We start from the raw sequence: 15579 nt of genomic DNA, 5'->3' as shown, positions 1-15579 counted from the left end.
CCTCTCAGGCAGCAGTCTTCTGCCGCTCGACGATAACACCGGGAGGGGTTTCCGACGAGAGGAGGCCGGGCGGAAGCGCCAGCTTGAAGATCTTCCCCCACACGGAACCGATCTGTTTGAAGAAGCCACCGGTGTTGTAGGGAAGTCCGTGTTTCTCGCACAGCGCCTTCACCTGGGGAGCCAGCTCGGGGTATCGGTGTGCCGGCAGGTCCGGGAACAGGTGATGCTCGATCTGGTGGGAGAGGTTGCCCGACATGATGTGGAACAGTGGGCTGCCCTCGATGTTGGCGCTGCCGAGCATCTGCCGCACGTACCACTCACCGCGGGTTTCCTCGGCAGTTTCGTCCTCGGTAAAACTCTGCACGCCGCTCGGGAAATGGCCGCAGAAGATGATCGAGTACGCCCACACGTTGCGGATCAGGTTGGCGGTGACATTGCCGAGCAGGGTGGGGATGAACAGCGGTCCGGTCAGTGCGGGGAAGATTGCATAGTCCTTGAGCACCTGACGCCCCGCCTTGTTCCACCACCCCCCGAGAAGGGGCTTGATGTCATGCCACTTCCGCTTGCCCTGGATGACGTTTTCGGCCTCGAGGTCGTGCAACATCACGCCCCACTCGAACAGCATCATCAGCAGGAAGGCGTAGACGGGGTTGCCGAGGTAGTACGGATTCCACTTCTGGGCTTCGTCGATCCGCAGGATGCCGTAGCCGATATCCCGGTCACGACCCAGGATGTTCGTATACGTGTGGTGCATGTAGTTGTGGGAGTGCTTCCACTGGTCGGCGGGGCACACCGTGTCCCACTCGAAGACCCGCGAGTTCAGTCCCGGTTCACGCATCCAGTCGTACTGGCCGTGCATGACGTTGTGGCCGATCTCCATGTTGTCGAGGATCTTCGAGATCCCGAGGGCACCGACCCCCGCGAGCCAGGCGGGTGGAAAGAAGCCGAGGTACATCAGACCGCGGCCGGCTACCTCGAAGCCCCTCTGGGCCTTGATGATCTTGTAGATGTACTCGCGATCCTCGGCGCCCAGATCGGCAACCGTGCGGTCACGAAGTGCGTCGAGTTCCCGGCCGATTTCCTCGACCTGGTCGTGGGTGAGCACAACCGGGGCCGTGGTGCGTGTGTCGTCCGAGCCGTCGACAAACGGAAGGAACGAGAGTGAGAGTCCAAACATGTCGGTCTCCAAACTTGTGGTGTCGAGTGAGTCAGATGTCGAGGGCGACGTCGCCGACCGGGACCGAGACGCACAGCTGAATGGCCTTGTCCTGATCGGTGTCCGTGTCGCCCGTACGTACGTTCTTGGTGCATCCCGATTTCTTCACCGCGGTGCAGGAGAAGCAGATGCCCATCCGGCAGCCGTACTCGGGATGAAGTCCAGCGGCCTCGGCCTGTTCGAGCAGAGTCGCACCCGAGTTGTCCGCCGTGACTCCGCTCGCAGTGAAGGAGAGCTCACCACCGGCCTCGCCCCCGACCGGCGTGGCGGGGGGCGCGAACTCCTCGGTGTGGAGCCGGTCCTCGATGCCGAGCTCCCGGTATACCTCCCGGACTCCGCGCATCAGGCCGGGCGGACCGCACAGGAAGGTCTCGGCCTCGGCATACCAGGGTGCGACTGCATCGAGGTGCTTCTGCCCGAAGAAGCCGTGCAGATGCCCGCCCGTTTCCTGGTCGGTGTACGCCAGCACCAGGTTGACGTTCGGGTTGGCCCCGGCGAGGTCGCGAAGCTCGTCGAGATAGGCGACATCGTTTTCGGTGTACGCGTAATGCAGAAAAGTCACGCTTCCCGCGTACTTCTCGTCGACGAGCGTGCGGAGCATCGAGAGCACCGGGGTGATGCCGCTGCCGCCACTCACCAGGAGGACCCGACGGGGCCGGGCAGGCGGCAGGATGAATTCTCCCGCGGCCTGAGAGAGGTCGAGGATCAGTCCGGGTCGGGCGTGCTCGTGCAGATACTGCGACACGAGGCCGTCGGGATGCGCCTTGATCGTCAGCTCGATGGTGCCGTCCGCGGAGGACTGCGCGTTGGCCGGCGAGTAGCAGCGCGTGTGACGAACGCCGTCGATCACCACACCTACCTGCACAAACTGTCCAGCGCGGAATCCGCGCCACTGGCGGGTGGGGCGCAGTGTGAGCGTGACGGTGTCTGCGGTGGACCGATGGACGGCGAGCACCTCGGCGCGCAGATCGCGCACGGTGACCATTGGCGTGACGAGTTCGAGGTAACGGTCGAGCTGGTGCGGAGTGGCCATCGCCTCGAACAACGACAGCAGCGAGAACCTGCGTCCCTCCGCCGGACGACTGGTATGAGCAACTGACACGGCAGCCTCCTCCATTTGAGTGCACGGTTGTACACTGACAATAGTGTGACAGGTACAGACAGGTAGTTGTCAATCGAAATGTGACGGCAGGCACACCACCGAGTGCCGTCATCTTGCGCAGATCGGAAGACGCGTGACGGACGAGCAGCAAGGCCACTACGCGGTCGCGGTGGCGGACCCGGACGTCCTCGTGGTCGAGGTCCCCCTCGCCGCGAATAGACTCGGTGACGTGAGTCAGTCGACCGGTGCGGAACCCGAGAGCAGGGCAGCACGCAAGGAACGCACCCGGAAGGCACTTCTGGAGGGCACGCTCGACCTCATGGCGGACCGGAGTTTCGCGGGTGTGAGCCTGCGAGAAATCACCCGCCATGCCGGAATCGTGCCCACCGCGTTCTATCGGCACTTCGCGTCCATCGAGGAACTCGGCGTCGTTCTCGTCGAGGAGAGCATGCGAATGCTGCGACAAATGCTGCGCGACGCCCGCCGCAACCCGAGTACCAAGAGCGCAGGTGCGTCTCTCGACATCCTCGTCCGGCAGGTCCGCACCCACGAAGCCCAATTCCGGTTCCTCAGCCGTGAGCGGTACGGCGGTGTCCCGGAGATCCGCCGCGCCATCGCTACCGAGATGCGACTGTTCGTCAGCGAGCTGACAGTGGATCTCACGCGAATCGGCGGCCTGGAGTCATGGGACGCCGACGACCTGGAGATGGCAGCCGATCTGATCGTCTCGACGATGTTCGCCGTCGTCGTCGATCTGCTCGAGGCCGACCGTCCCGGTGTCCGATCCGAAGCCGAGGTGGTTGCTCGCGCCGAACGCCAGCTGCGGTTGATCATGCTCGGAATGGCGGCGTGGAAACCTCGGAGGAGCTGACCACTCCACCGTACGGTGGGGGCATGCTGCCAACCTCCGAACACGAGACCATCCCCGTCGGCGACCTGACCTTCGACGTCACCGTCAGCGGACCATCCGACGGCGAAGCTGTGGTTCTCCTGCACGGGTTTCCGGAAAGCGCCGCGTCGTGGGCGCCTGTCACCGCACTTCTCGCGCAGTCCGGTATGCGGACCTACGCACCGAACCAGCGGGGATATTCGGCAGGTGCGCGCCCCGAAGGGGTCGACTCCTACCGCATCGACCACCTCGTCGGGGACGTGATCGGGCTTCTGGACGCACTCCACCTCGAGACGACGCATCTCGTGGGCCATGACTGGGGCGCCATCGTGGCATGGGTCGTAGCGGCGCGACACCCCGACCGGATCACCTCACTCACCACCGTCTCGGTGCCTCATCCCGGCGCGTTCGGATGGGCGTTGCGGGAGGACGCCGACCAGAAGGAACGGTCGTCGTACATTCGTCTGCTGCGGATGGAGGGCAAGGCCGAGCACGTGCTCCTGCGTGAGAACGCCCAGTCGCTGCGTGGAATGTTCGGCGATGTGGTTCCCCCGGAACTCGTCGACCGGCATGTTGCACTACTCACCGAGCCGAAGGCGCTGACCGGCGCCCTCAACTGGTACCGGGCAATGACAAGCGATCTCGACCAGACCCCCGCCGTCACGGTGCCCACCACCTACATGTGGAGTACCGGCGACATGGCGCTGGGCCGCGCCGGAGCCGAAAAGTGCGTCGAGTTCGTGGACGCACCGTACGAGTTCGTCGTCCTCGAGGACGCGACGCACTGGATTCCCGAGCAGTGTCCCGAGGACCTCGCGAAAGCGATACTCCAGCGCACCGAAGTAGCCTCCCGCTGATCTTCGCCTCGAGGGAGCTGACGCGGAAGCGTCAGCTCCGCTCGGGAGCGCGCACCACGGTCAGGGCCGCGAGTCCGAGGGCCAGCACGATCAGCAGACCGAGGATTCCGGCCCGGTCGGCGCCGAACCACCACGCGAAGAGTCCGAACAGGGTCGGTGACAGAAACGACACCGCGCGTCCGGTCGTCGCGTACAGGCCGAACATCTGACCTTCGCGGCCTGGCGGCGTGATTCTGGCCAGGAAGGTGCGCGACGAGGACTGCGCCGGTCCCACGAAGAGACATAGCAGTAGGCCGAAGATCCAGAACATCCCCGGCCCGGACACAGCCATCAAGACGACGCCGACGACGATCATCGCGGCCAGCGACGACGCGATGACAGTCTTGGGACCGATCCGGTCGTCGAAGCGACCCGCCGTGAGCGCGCCGACGGCTGAAAGGACATTGGCCGCAACACCGAACAGCAGCACATCGCCGGCACTGATGCCGTAGACATTGACGGCGAGGACCGCGCCGAACGTGAAAACCCCGGCCAGCCCGTCCCGGAAGAGCGCACTGGCGCCGAGGAAGTACACGGTACGTCGGTCGGCGGACCAGAGACTGCGCAGATCCCGCCACAGGATGCGGTACGACTCGGCGAAACCGGCCTTGTCGGCGCCTGGATCCGCCTGTGGCCTCGGCAATTCGGGAACCTTGAGCAGCACAGGTATCGCGAAGGCGGCGAACCAGATCGCCGCGAGCAGCGCCACCATCCGGATGTTCAGGCCACCGTCCGTGGGGAACCCCAGAGCACCGCGGGTGTCACCGTCACCGGCGATGAAGCCGAAGTAACACAACAGGAGGAGCACGATTCCGCCGAAATATCCCATTGCCCAACCGAACCCGGACACCCGCCCGATATTCGACGGCGTCGACACCTGCCGCAACATGGCGTTGTACGGCACGCCGGCGAGTTCGAAGATCACCGAACCGACAGCGAGCAACACCAGGCCGAGCCAGAGGTACTCCACCGAGTCGCGGACGAAGAACATGGCCGCCATAGCGGCCACGGTCGCGAAAGTGAGGACCCCGAGCGCGCGCTTGCGCCGTCCGGCGGCATCGAACCGCTGCCCCGTCACCGGCGCCAGCACCGCGATGAGGAATCCGGCGATCCCCAGCGACCACCCGAGCCAGGTACTCGCCGAGATCGATCCTCCGAGGTTCTCCCCCACCGCGTCGGTGAGGTAGACGGAGAAGACGAACGTGAGAATCACCGCGTTGAAGGCTGCTGATCCCCAGTCCCACAGCCCCCACGCGACGATCTGCCTGCGCGTCGCGGCCTCGCCTATCCCGGCGGGCGGACGAACCTCGGTGCTCATGCCGCGAGCCTATGTGAGCGAACGTGCCGTTCGTACTGTCTGACGCAACGGGCGTCCCGTTCACACACCGAAACGTAAGTGCACCCAGTTGCATAAGCACCTCGTTGCATACATACTTTCTCCGTGGCACTCGAACATGCGCTCCTCGTCTCCCTCACCGAACACTCCGGTTCGGGGTACGAACTGGCGCGCCGGTTCGACAAATCGATCGGCTTCTTCCAGAGCGCGACCCATCAGCAGATTTATCGGGTACTCAAGCGCATGGACGAGGCCGGGTGGATCGATGCCGAAATCGTGACCCAGGACAGCAGACCGGACAAGAGGGTGTATCGGGTCAGCGCGGCGGGTCGCGCCGAGTTACAGCGCTGGATCGCCGAGCCCACCGAGCCGAATCACCTACGCAACGAACTTGCGGTCAAAATCCGCGCCGCCCAGCAAGGGGACATGCCCGCACTCGCCGCCGAAGTGGCCCGACACCGTGACGGCCACGCGACCCGGCTCGAGATCTACCGCATGATCGAAAAACGTGACTTCCCGGCGCCGAACCAGCTGTCCGGCACCGCCCTTCACCAGTACCTCGTCCTGCGCGGCGGCATCCGCGTCGAAGAGGGATTCGCCAACTGGTGCCAAGAAGTACTCGACGCGCTCTCGCAGTAAGGACACGCCACATGACACAGTTCCCCCAGCTCCTCGCCCCGCTGGACCTCGGATTCACCACGTTGAAGAACCGGGTGATCATGGGTTCGATCCACACCGGTCTGGAAGACCGCGCCAAGGATGTCCCCCGGCTGGCCGCGTACTTCGCCGAGCGCGCCCGCGGTGGTGTCGCGCTGATCGTCACCGGTGGATATGCACCCAACCGCACCGGCTGGCTGCTGCCGTTCGGGGCGAAGCTCACCAACCGCGTGGAGGCCCGACGGCACCGTGCGATTACCAAGGCAGTGCACGACGAGGGCGGCAAGATCGCCCTGCAGATCCTCCACGCCGGCCGCTACAGTTATCAGCCGTTCAGCGTCTCCGCTTCGTCCATCAAGGCCCCGATCAACCCGTTCCGGCCCCGCAAACTCACCGGACGGGGCGTTCGCTGGCAGATCCGCAACTTCGTGCGCTGCGCACGGCTCGCGCAGCAGGCGAATTACGATGGCGTCGAGATCATGGGCGGCGAAGGCTACTTCATCAACCAGTTCCTGTGCGAGCGCACCAACAAGCGCACCGACAAGTGGGGCGGCGCTCCCGAGAATCGCCGGCGGATGGCCGTCGAGATCGTCCGCCGCACTCGCAAGGCGGTGGGCCCGAACTTCATCATCATCTTCCGCCTGTCCATGGCCGACCTCGTCGAAGGCGGTCAGACCTGGGACGAGATCGTCGCGCTGGCACAGGAAGTGGAGGCCGCGGGCGCGACCATCATCAACACCGACATCGGCTGGCACGAATCCCGCGTCCCCACGATCGTCACGTCGGTACCGCGCGCTGCGTTCGCCGACATCACCGGCAAGCTCGAGAAGCACGTGAACATCCCGGTCGCCGCGTCCAACCGAATCAACATGCCCGAGGTCGCCGAGGAAATCCTGACGCGTGGTGATGCTCAACTGATCTCGATGGCCCGGCCGATGCTCGCCGACCCCGACTGGGTTCGCAAAGCCGAAGCAGGCAATTCGGACGAGATCAACACGTGCATCGCGTGCAACCAGGCCTGCCTCGACCACGCCTTCGTCCGTAAGCACGTGTCCTGCCTGCTCAACCCTCGCGCGGGACGCGAAACCGAACTGACGCTTTCACCCACCAGGACTGCGAAGACCGTCGCTGTCGTGGGTGCGGGTCCGGCGGGACTCTCTGCCGCGCTGGGCATGGCTCAGCGTGGCCACTCGGTCACGCTGTTCGAGGCGGACTCGGAGATCGGTGGCCAGTTCGGCATCGCCCGCAAGATCCCCGGCAAGGAGGAGTTCGCGGAGACCATTCGCTACTACAACCGCCAGCTCGATCTAGCCGGTGTGGATGTCCGGCTCGACACCCGCGTTGCAGCTGTCGATCTCGTCGGCCACTACGACGAGGTGGTGATCGCCACCGGTGTCACTCCGCGACTTCCCTCGATCCCCGGCATCGATCATCCCACGGTGCTCACCTATCCCGAGGTGGTGCGCGGCGGTAAGCCCGTCGGGAAGTCGGTCGCGGTAATCGGTGCCGGCGGAATCGGCGTCGACGTCAGCGAATTCCTCACCCATGAGCATTCACCGACCCTCGACCTGAAGGAGTGGAAGCAGGAGTGGGGAGTCACCGAGCCCGAGGCTGCGGCCGGCGCCCTCACCACACCCATCCCCGAACCGTCGCTGCGTGAGGTGTATCTCCTCCAGCGCAAGAGTGGGCGGATCGGGGCGGGGCTCGCGAAAACGACGGGGTGGGTGCACCGCGCCGCGTTGAAGAACAAGGGCGTGCACGAGCTGTCCGGCGTCAACTACGAGCGCATCGACGACGAGGGACTCCACATCACCTTCGGCGACAAACGCGAGAAGCCTCGCACCCTCGCCGTCGACAACGTCGTCATCTGCGCAGGTCAAGAGTCTGTGCGCGACCTCGTCGACGAGCTGACAGTCGCCGGCGTCAGCACCCACGTCATCGGCGGCGCCGACGTCGCGGCCGAACTCGATGCCAAACGCGCCATCGAACAGGGCACCCGGCTCGCGGCACGCATCTGACGCACTACGCTGACTGACCGTGAGTTTGCCGAACCCCACCCCCAGTGCCCGCGCCGTCGTCACCGGCGCCTCGTCCGGAATCGGCGAGGCGCTGGCCATGGATCTCGCCTCTCGTGGTCATTCCCTGATCCTCGTCGCCCGGCGCGGCGAGGTCATGGAGTCACTTGCCGAGACGCTTCGCGCCGAACACGGCGTCGAGGTGGAGGTGCGAGCGTGCGACCTGTCCGATCGCGACGCACGCGCAGCCCTCGTCACCGAGATCACCGGTCGGGAGATCAGCGTCCTGTGCAACAACGCCGGCATCGCCACGTTCGGCCCGGTTGCCGACCTCGACGCCGCCTACGAACGTGCACAGGTCGAACTGAACGCCGTCGCCGTGCACGACCTCACCCTCGCGGTGCTGCCCGGCATGCTGAAACGCAAGTCCGGCGCGATCCTCATGGTCGGCTCGGCGGCGGGCAACATGCCCATCCCGCACAACGCCACCTACGCGGCCACGAAAGCTTTCGTCAACACCTTCTCCGAGTCACTGCGCGGCGAGCTCAAGGGTTCGGGGGTCAGCGTGACTCTGCTCGCCCCGGGACCGGTACGCACCGAGGAGCCCGACCCCGCGGACGCGTCTATCGTCGACAGGCTCGTACCCGACTTCCTGTGGATCTCCAGCGAATACACCGCGAAGGTGTCGCTCGACGGCCTGGCCGAGAACAAGATGCGCGTGGTGCCGGGCATCATCAGCAAGGCGATGTCCGTTGCCGGGCAGTACAGTCCACGCGCCGTCGTCGCACCGATTGTGGGAACGTTCTACAAGAAGTTGGGCAGCTAGCGGCCGACTTCAGCGCCTCCGGCGGCGCCCCGTTCCGAAGATGCTGCGCGAAATCTCTCGTCCTGCGGCCGAGGCAGCCGACCGCAGGAAGCTCTTGACCGCCGAGTTCCCGAGAATTTGCTCTGCCATGTTCGGCCCCTCGGGTTGCGCCGGCACGTCCAGGTCCGGCAGCGGTGGCAGATCGATGTCCTGATCGGTCTCAGGGGCCCCGGCGACCTTCGCGGTGAGTTTTTCGTACGCCGATTCGCGGTCGACGGTCCGGCCGTATTTCTGCGACAGCGGGCTCGACGCTGCCGCAGCCCGGACGGCATCGTTGCCGATGGTGTCCATCAGCGAACGTGGTGGTCGAATTCTGGTCCACGCCACCGGCGTCGGTGCACCCTTCTCGGAGAGCACCGTCACGATCGCTTCGCCGGTCCCGAGGGACGTGAGCGCCTTCTCCAGGTCGTAGTTCTCCGTCTTCGGGTACGTGCGTACCGTTTTGTTCAGCGCCTTCTCGTCGTCCGGCGTGAACGCGCGCAACGCATGCTGGATGCGGGCACCCAGCTGTGACAGCACCGCATTGGGGACGTCCGTCGGTAGCTGGGTGCAGAAGAAGACACCGACGCCCTTGGAGCGGATCAATTTGACCGTCTGCTCCACTTGCTGCAGAAACGCCTTCGACGCGTCGGTGAACAGCACATGCGCCTCGTCGAAGATGAAGACGAGCTTCGGCTTGTCCAGATCGCCTTCCTCGGGCAACGTTTGGAACAGATCTGCCAGCAGCCACATCACAAAGGTGGAGAAGAGGGCCGGACGCGCGGCCTGCGCGCCCAGTTCGAACAACGTGATGATCCCTCGCCCGTCACCGTCGACGCGGAGCAGATCTTCGGTCTCGAACTCGGGTTCGCCGAAGAAGGTGTCGCCCCCTTCCGCCTCGAGATTGACCAGCGCCCTGAGGATCACACCGGCCGTGGCGGGCGACACTCCCCCGATGCCCAGCAGATCGGGCTTGCCCCCGTCGCTGGTGAGATGCGCGATGACAGACCTCAGGTCTTTCAGATCGAGTAGCGCCAACCCCTGCGTATCGGCCCAGTGGAAGATCAGCCCGAGCGTCGACTCCTGAGTGGCGTTGAGCCCGAGCACCTTACTGAGCAGGATCGGGCCGAACGCGGTGATGGTGGCCCGGACGGGGATGCCGATTCCCTCCGTGCCCAGCGAGAGAAACTCCACCGGCGCACCCGCCGGCGCCCAGTCCCCGTCTCCGGTTTCGGCGGCGCGAGCGGTGATCTTCTCGTTCGCCTCTCCCGGCCTCGACAGACCGGACAGGTCGCCCTTCACGTCAGCCATCACCACGGGAACCCCTGCAGCCGAAAGCTGCTCGGCAATTCCCTGTAGGGTCTTGGTCTTTCCGGTCCCGGTGGCACCCGCTACCAAGCCGTGTCGGTTGATCGTCGCGAGCGGTATCCGGACCCTGGCCGCGGGGTCGACCGCGCCGTCGACGACGACGGTGCCGAGCTCCAGAGCTGCACCGCCGAAAGAATAACCCAGCGCGATCTCCGCGGCAGGCCGCGACGGGGACTGCGCGGAAGTCGCGCTCTGCGTCGCCGCAGCATCCTGCGCTACCTTCTCCGCAGCCTCCGCCTTCTGCGCGGGAGTCGGAGCTGCACCGCCGTCCTGCGATTGCTGGGTCATCGAAGCCCTCCTCGGATCACGAACGTCGGGAGAAAGTGTCCACCGCAGACATTATCCCGTGACCCACGTGACTACTGTGTTCCTGGTGCAGGACAAACTTGTGTGGATCGACTGTGAAATGACGGGCCTCCGGCTCGGTACCGACAAGCTGATCGAGATCGCCGCTCTGGTCACGGACAGCGAGCTGAACGTGCTCGGTGAGGGTGTCGACATCGTCATCCACGCCGACGACGCAGCGCTCGCCGCAATGCCGGACGTCGTGACCAAGATGCATCAGACTTCGGGGCTGACCGAGGAAGTTCGTAAGTCGACGGTCACGCTCGCCGATGCCGAGCAACAGGTGCTCGCCTATATCCGCGAGCATGTCCCCGTGGCGGGCACCGCCCCGCTCGCCGGGAACTCCATCGCAACGGATCGCGGATTCATCGCCCGCGACATGCCCGACCTCGACAACTACCTGCACTACCGCATGATCGACGTGAGTTCCATCAAGGAGCTGTGCCGGCGGTGGTATCCCCGGATCTACTTCGGGCAGCCGGAGAAGGGCCTCGCCCACCGGGCCCTGGCCGACATCAAGGAGTCGATCCGCGAACTGCGGTACTACCGGAAAACCGCGTTCGTGGCCGAACCCGGGCCCTCTACCAGCGACATCGCCGCAGTTGTCGAGGAACTCGGACCCGCCTGAGATACCGATTGGCGTTTTGCGCATCGAACGCGCTAATATCTTCCTCGCCGAAGTTACTGCCCCCGGGCAATGACAGAAGCGCAATGGTGGGTGTAGTTCAGCTGGTAGAGCACCAGGTTGTGATCCTGGGTGTCGCGGGTTCGAGTCCCGTCACTCACCCGACAGAAAGCCCCCGGCCTCGGCCGGGGGCTTTCTTGTATCTGCGGACTGTCCAGGGACTCAGTCGGTGGCGTTGCCCGCCTTCCAGACGTTCCAGGGGATGTTCCAGTCGCCGAGGCCGTCGGTGCCCGACAGCGTGCCGCCCAGCGTGTTCTTCACGACGACGATGTCACCACGCTTGGTGTTGTCGTACACCCATTTCGCGTTGGCAGGGCTGAGATTCAGGCAACCGTGACTGACGTTGGAGTACCCCTGCTGCCCCACCGACCACGGTGCCGAGTGGAAGAAGATGCCGCTGTACGACATTCGCGTAGCCCAATCAACGGGCGTCTTGTAGCCCTGCGGAGAGTTGACGGGCACACCATAGGTGGACGAGTCCATCACGAGGTTCGCGAACCGGTCACCGATGATGTAGACGCCGTTGTCCGTGGGAGTGTCGTCCTTGCCCATCGATGTGGGCATCGTCATGATGACCTCACCGTTGCGTTCGAACGTGACCTGTTTCGTGTTGTCGTCGGCCGTCGCGATCAGGGCGTCACCGATGGTGAACGTTGTGTGGACGTCTTCCTGGCCGAACAGTCCGTCACCGAGATCGCGTCCGTACACGGCAACCTTCACATCGACGGACGTGCCGGGCGCCCAGTAATTCTGTGGCCGCCACCGAACCTCACTGTTGTTCACCCAGTAGAACGCGCCCTCGACGGGCGGATTCGTCGTGACCGTGATGGCAGCCTCGGCAGCACGCCGGTCGGGAATGTTCTCGTCGAACTGCACGGCGAGAGGTTGGCCGATGCCCACCACGTCACCATCGCCCGGCATCACGTAGGGCTTGGTCACGTTACCGGGTGCGCTGGTCGTGAATACCGACGTCGACGTGGTGGCGCCACCGAGTCCGTTCGCCTTGGCTTCGAGCCGGTATTCCTTGTCGTAACCTAGCGGTTCGGTGTTGATCCACGACAGACCGTCGGGCGCGATAGCGCCGTCCACCGGCACGCCCTCGGGGTTGTACATGGTGACTTCTGCCAACGTCCCGTCCGCCACCGACACGGTGACGGGCTGACCCGGCGAGAAACCGACTGCGCCGTCGATCGCCGAAGCGGTCACCTTCGGCTTGATCAACTCGGTCACCGGATTGGAGTCGATCGGCGCCTCCCCCTCCGAGGTGACGGTGCCGGTGCCGGACACCGTGCATCCCGCGATCGACAATGCGAATACGAGTGATGCCGCCACAACCGTCGCGGTCTTCGAGACCGATCGCACCGATTGCGCACGCACGCGCCTACCGCGCCCCACACCCATGGTTAACCCCACTTCACGTCCTCGCTCTGATTTCACGTTCAAGCCGGCACGCCCCTCGCCATCGCGAGACGAATCAGCACGTCGAGACCGTGTGGTCTCCAATGATGCCAGCCGCCGGAGACCGGTTCCAACCAAGCGCCGCTCGCGCCAGTAACGTTCGAATATCAATCGTGACCAGCGGTGCCGTTGTTACGTGTCGTGTCCCGCGCCGGGTTGCGAAGCGACCCTCCGACCAGGCGATTTGCATTCCCGAGAAGCGGTCCGCTACTGTTCTGTCTCGCAAGAGCGAGCGCCTATAGCTCAGTTGGTAGAGCAAGTGACTCTTAATCACTGGGTCCGGGGTTCGAGTCCCTGTGGGCGCACTTGCAGGAAAGGCCCTCACCTTCTTCGGAAGGTGAGGGCCTTTCTTCTTACCTCGGTTCGTACACACCCGGCCCCCGGAAACGCGAAGAGCCGCCGAGATGTGGCGTCACGTCCCGGCGGCTACGCCACGATCGGTCAGCGCAACGCTTTGCGCAGCACCAGGAGTCCCACCACAGCACTCGCGGCGATCAGCCCGTACTTGACCGCCGGCTCGTTGAACTTCGCGATCAGCGTCTGCTTCGTGTGCTCCACGAGACGCTTCGGGTTGGTGCGGACCGTCAATTCGTCGAGTGTGCTTGCGAGCTCATTGCGCGCCTTCTCGATCTCACGCTCGATGCTGTCGGTGTCCCTGGGCAACGTATCCTCCAACTTGTTCGACTGGTTCGATCAGCGAGAGCGACGCTACCGCGAAGATCCCACACTTGCGTCAACCGTAGACGAGAACACGCCACCTGCGACTCCGTCTCCCCCATTGGACCTAGCGCCGTTGGACCTCGCGCCGCTGTCCGGGCGCCCCGGTAGCGTGACCTGTCGTGACCGACAACAGCAGACTGTCCCCCGGAGACACTCCACCCGCCTTCGCCCTGCCCGACGCCGACGGCAACGAGGTGTCGCTCGCCGATTACCGCGGACGCAAAGTCGTCGTGTACTTCTACCCGGCGGCCAGCACCCCAGGGTGCACCAAGCAGGCTTGCGACTTCCGCGACAATCTGGCGGAACTCAACGAATCCGGCATCGACGTGATCGGCATCTCCCCCGACAAGCCGGCCAAGCTGGCCAAGTTCCGCGACACCGAGGAGCTGACGTTCCCCCTCCTCTCGGACCCGGACAAGTCCACACTCGAGGCGTGGGGCGCATTCGGTGAGAAGAAGATGTACGGCAAGACCGTTCAGGGCGTCATCCGCTCCACGTTCGTGGTCGACGAGGAGGGCAAGATCGCGGTCGCACAGTACAACGTTCGCGCGACAGGCCATGTGGCCAAGCTGCGCCGGGACCTATCCGTGTGACCCGATTTCCATCCACCCGGCCTTCGGCGCAGCGCACGCTGGACGAGGGCCGGGTCAGTTCTTTCGTGAAACCTTCGACGCCGTCGCCACATCTGCGCCTTCGCACCCTCGGACAGACCTACTTCTGATCGGCAGGACCTTGTGGTGTGACGGAGTCGCTACCGTCGGCTACTTGTGGGCCATCACATTGCTCGCTGATGAAACCGCTTGATAGGTGGCCGCGTCCTGGCAAAACCCGACGAGTCACCGGGACGGATCTTCGGAATCCGGAGCAAAGACCGATAGCCTGGGGCGGTGGAGTCTTCAGCCAGCAAGCAAGCACCGCGCCGTGTGGACCCGGCGTTGGAGCTGCAGTCGGACCCGCAGGAGCTCCTGCCACGCCGACGTCCGACCCAGGAACGTAGTCGCCGCAAGTTCGATGCGCTACTCGCAGCGTCGCGGGAACTGCTGGTGGACGTGGGATTCGAGTCGTTCACCTGCGAGGAGGTCGCCGCTCGGGCCGACGTGCCGATCGGCACTCTCTACCAGTTCTTCGCGAACAAGTATGTGATCGTGTGCGAGCTCAACAGGCAGGACCTCGTCGGCGTGCAACACGAGCTCGCGCAGTTCAACGGTGAGGTTCCGTCTCTCGACTGGTTACGCTTCCTCAACGCTTTCGTCGACCACATGTCCGGTTTGTGGACGTCGGACCCATCTAGGCGCGAGGTCTGGCTCGCGATGCAGTCGACCCCGTCGACCCGCGCCACGGGGGCCATCCACGAGAAGGCGTTCGCGGAGCAGGTCTCGCGCATGCTCGCACCGCTCACCCCGCAAACCACGCGGGAGCGGCGCACGATGATGGCCGAGGTACTCGTTCACGTCGTGTACTCGATGCTGAACTTCTCGGTGCAGGACAACCAGAGCCACGCCGATGCCGTCGCCGAACTGAAACGGCTGATGGTGGCGTATTTGCTCGTCGCCGAGAAGGAATCGCGCACCACTACGCCCGCCGGCTAGGCCCTCCGGGCTCGTGCGCCCCTCTGGTTGTTCCTGCTACCAGAATGACGCACGGGCGCGGAGCGCCTATGCCGCTTCGATCACCGCGAATGCGCCGGCGGTGTCGCCGTCGTGCGTGAGCGAGATATGGATCTTGACGTCCGTCAGATGCTTGGCGACGTCTCCGCGTAGGCGGATACTCGGGCGTCCCCACGCATCGGTCACCACCTCGATCAGGTGGTGGATCATTTCCGGCAGCACCGGCGGGCTGGCGAAGAGGGCTGTGGACCATGCTTTGATCACTGCCTCCTTCGCCGCCCACCGGGCCGCGAAATGCCTAGCCGGATCGGAGCTCCGGGTCACGGCGTCCCGACGTTCGCCCGGTGTGAAGTTGTCGAGCATCGCCGTACCGGGCCGGTCCAGCTGCTCGGCGAACTCCGACACCGTGACGAGGTCGAAGCCGATTCCCAGAACTCCCAT

Annotated in this window: 15 protein-coding genes and 2 tRNA genes; 10 read left to right on the top strand and 7 right to left on the bottom strand. The window is 64.7% G+C overall.

Annotation, left to right across the window (positions count from 1 at the left end):
* Positions 1–4: 4 nt before the first annotated feature.
* Positions 5–1177 carry a fatty acid desaturase family protein gene (locus NOF53_RS05855; RefSeq protein ID WP_255966332.1) on the bottom strand — a complete coding sequence of 391 codons (1173 nt, stop codon included), beginning with the start codon at positions 1175–1177 and terminating at the stop codon, positions 5–7.
* A gap of 31 nt (positions 1178–1208) precedes the next feature.
* Positions 1209–2318 (bottom strand): ferredoxin reductase, encoded by a 1110-nt coding sequence (locus tag NOF53_RS05850; protein WP_255966330.1) that lies wholly within the window; start codon positions 2316–2318, stop codon positions 1209–1211.
* Positions 2319–2508: 190 nt separating this feature from the next.
* Here NOF53_RS05850 and NOF53_RS05845 point away from each other — a divergent pair, with 190 nt between their 5' ends.
* The gene (locus NOF53_RS05845; protein WP_255966713.1) at positions 2509–3189 is read left to right on the top strand and encodes a TetR family transcriptional regulator; all 681 of its coding nucleotides are present in this window, start codon (positions 2509–2511) and stop codon (positions 3187–3189) included.
* 23 nt (positions 3190–3212) lie between these two features.
* Positions 3213–4064: an alpha/beta fold hydrolase gene (locus NOF53_RS05840; protein WP_255966328.1), complete on the top strand. Its 852-nt coding sequence runs from the start codon at positions 3213–3215 to the stop codon at positions 4062–4064.
* 31 nt (positions 4065–4095) lie between these two features.
* Here the strand turns inward: NOF53_RS05840 and NOF53_RS05835 are convergent, their stop codons facing one another.
* The gene (locus NOF53_RS05835) at positions 4096–5421 is read right to left on the bottom strand and encodes an MFS transporter (RefSeq protein ID WP_255966327.1); all 1326 of its coding nucleotides are present in this window, start codon (positions 5419–5421) and stop codon (positions 4096–4098) included.
* A gap of 123 nt (positions 5422–5544) precedes the next feature.
* Between NOF53_RS05835 and NOF53_RS05830 the strand changes: the two genes are divergently transcribed.
* Genes NOF53_RS05830 through cmrA form a run of 3 tightly spaced genes read left to right on the top strand, consistent with a single transcriptional unit; the run spans position 5545 to position 8937 of the window.
* Positions 5545–6078 carry a PadR family transcriptional regulator gene (locus NOF53_RS05830; RefSeq protein ID WP_255966326.1) on the top strand — a complete coding sequence of 178 codons (534 nt, stop codon included), beginning with the start codon at positions 5545–5547 and terminating at the stop codon, positions 6076–6078.
* An 11-nt stretch (positions 6079–6089) separates the two neighbouring features.
* A complete protein-coding gene (locus tag NOF53_RS05825; protein WP_255966325.1) occupies positions 6090–8114 on the top strand; it encodes an NADPH-dependent 2,4-dienoyl-CoA reductase in 2025 nt (674 codons plus the stop codon).
* A gap of 19 nt (positions 8115–8133) precedes the next feature.
* Positions 8134–8937: a mycolate reductase gene (cmrA, locus tag NOF53_RS05820; protein WP_255966324.1), complete on the top strand. Its 804-nt coding sequence runs from the start codon at positions 8134–8136 to the stop codon at positions 8935–8937.
* Positions 8938–8946: 9 nt separating this feature from the next.
* On the opposite strand, the gene NOF53_RS05815 is transcribed toward cmrA, so the two are convergent.
* Positions 8947–10611, bottom strand: coding sequence for a helicase HerA-like domain-containing protein (locus tag NOF53_RS05815; protein ID WP_255966323.1), 1665 nt, complete (start codon positions 10609–10611; stop codon positions 8947–8949).
* A gap of 85 nt (positions 10612–10696) precedes the next feature.
* On the opposite strand from NOF53_RS05815, the gene orn reads away from it, so the two are divergent.
* Together orn and NOF53_RS05805 are read left to right on the top strand one after the other, a co-directional pair.
* Entirely contained in the window at positions 10697–11296 is a 600-nt protein-coding gene (orn, locus tag NOF53_RS05810; RefSeq protein ID WP_255966711.1) for an oligoribonuclease, read from the top strand.
* A gap of 86 nt (positions 11297–11382) precedes the next feature.
* A tRNA-His gene (locus tag NOF53_RS05805) sits at positions 11383–11455 on the top strand.
* Between the two features lie 60 nt (positions 11456–11515).
* On the opposite strand, the gene NOF53_RS05800 is transcribed toward NOF53_RS05805, so the two are convergent.
* A complete protein-coding gene (locus NOF53_RS05800; RefSeq protein WP_255966709.1) occupies positions 11516–12754 on the bottom strand; it encodes a L,D-transpeptidase in 1239 nt (412 codons plus the stop codon).
* A 289-nt stretch (positions 12755–13043) separates the two neighbouring features.
* Here NOF53_RS05800 and NOF53_RS05795 point away from each other — a divergent pair.
* A tRNA-Lys gene (locus NOF53_RS05795) sits at positions 13044–13116 on the top strand.
* Between the two features lie 136 nt (positions 13117–13252).
* On the opposite strand, the gene NOF53_RS05790 is transcribed toward NOF53_RS05795, so the two are convergent.
* Positions 13253–13474 (bottom strand): DUF3618 domain-containing protein, encoded by a 222-nt coding sequence (locus NOF53_RS05790; protein ID WP_255966322.1) that lies wholly within the window; start codon positions 13472–13474, stop codon positions 13253–13255.
* A gap of 176 nt (positions 13475–13650) precedes the next feature.
* Between NOF53_RS05790 and bcp the strand changes: the two genes are divergently transcribed.
* A complete protein-coding gene (gene bcp / locus NOF53_RS05785) occupies positions 13651–14124 on the top strand; it encodes a thioredoxin-dependent thiol peroxidase (RefSeq protein WP_255966321.1) in 474 nt (157 codons plus the stop codon).
* A 294-nt stretch (positions 14125–14418) separates the two neighbouring features.
* Complete coding sequence (locus NOF53_RS05780; RefSeq protein WP_255966320.1) at positions 14419–15120, top strand: TetR family transcriptional regulator; 702 nt, start codon at positions 14419–14421, stop codon at positions 15118–15120.
* 66 nt (positions 15121–15186) lie between these two features.
* Here the strand turns inward: NOF53_RS05780 and acpS are convergent, their stop codons facing one another.
* Positions 15187–15579: a holo-ACP synthase AcpS gene (acpS, locus tag NOF53_RS05775; RefSeq protein WP_255966318.1), complete on the bottom strand. Its 393-nt coding sequence runs from the start codon at positions 15577–15579 to the stop codon at positions 15187–15189.

The sequence above is a fragment of the Rhodococcus tibetensis genome (genome assembly GCF_024438035.1).
Classification (GTDB): Bacteria; Actinomycetota; Actinomycetes; order Mycobacteriales; family Mycobacteriaceae; genus Rhodococcus_F; species Rhodococcus_F tibetensis.
Note: the sequence above shows the minus strand (reverse complement) of the source record. Positions and strands in the feature narration are given on the sequence as shown.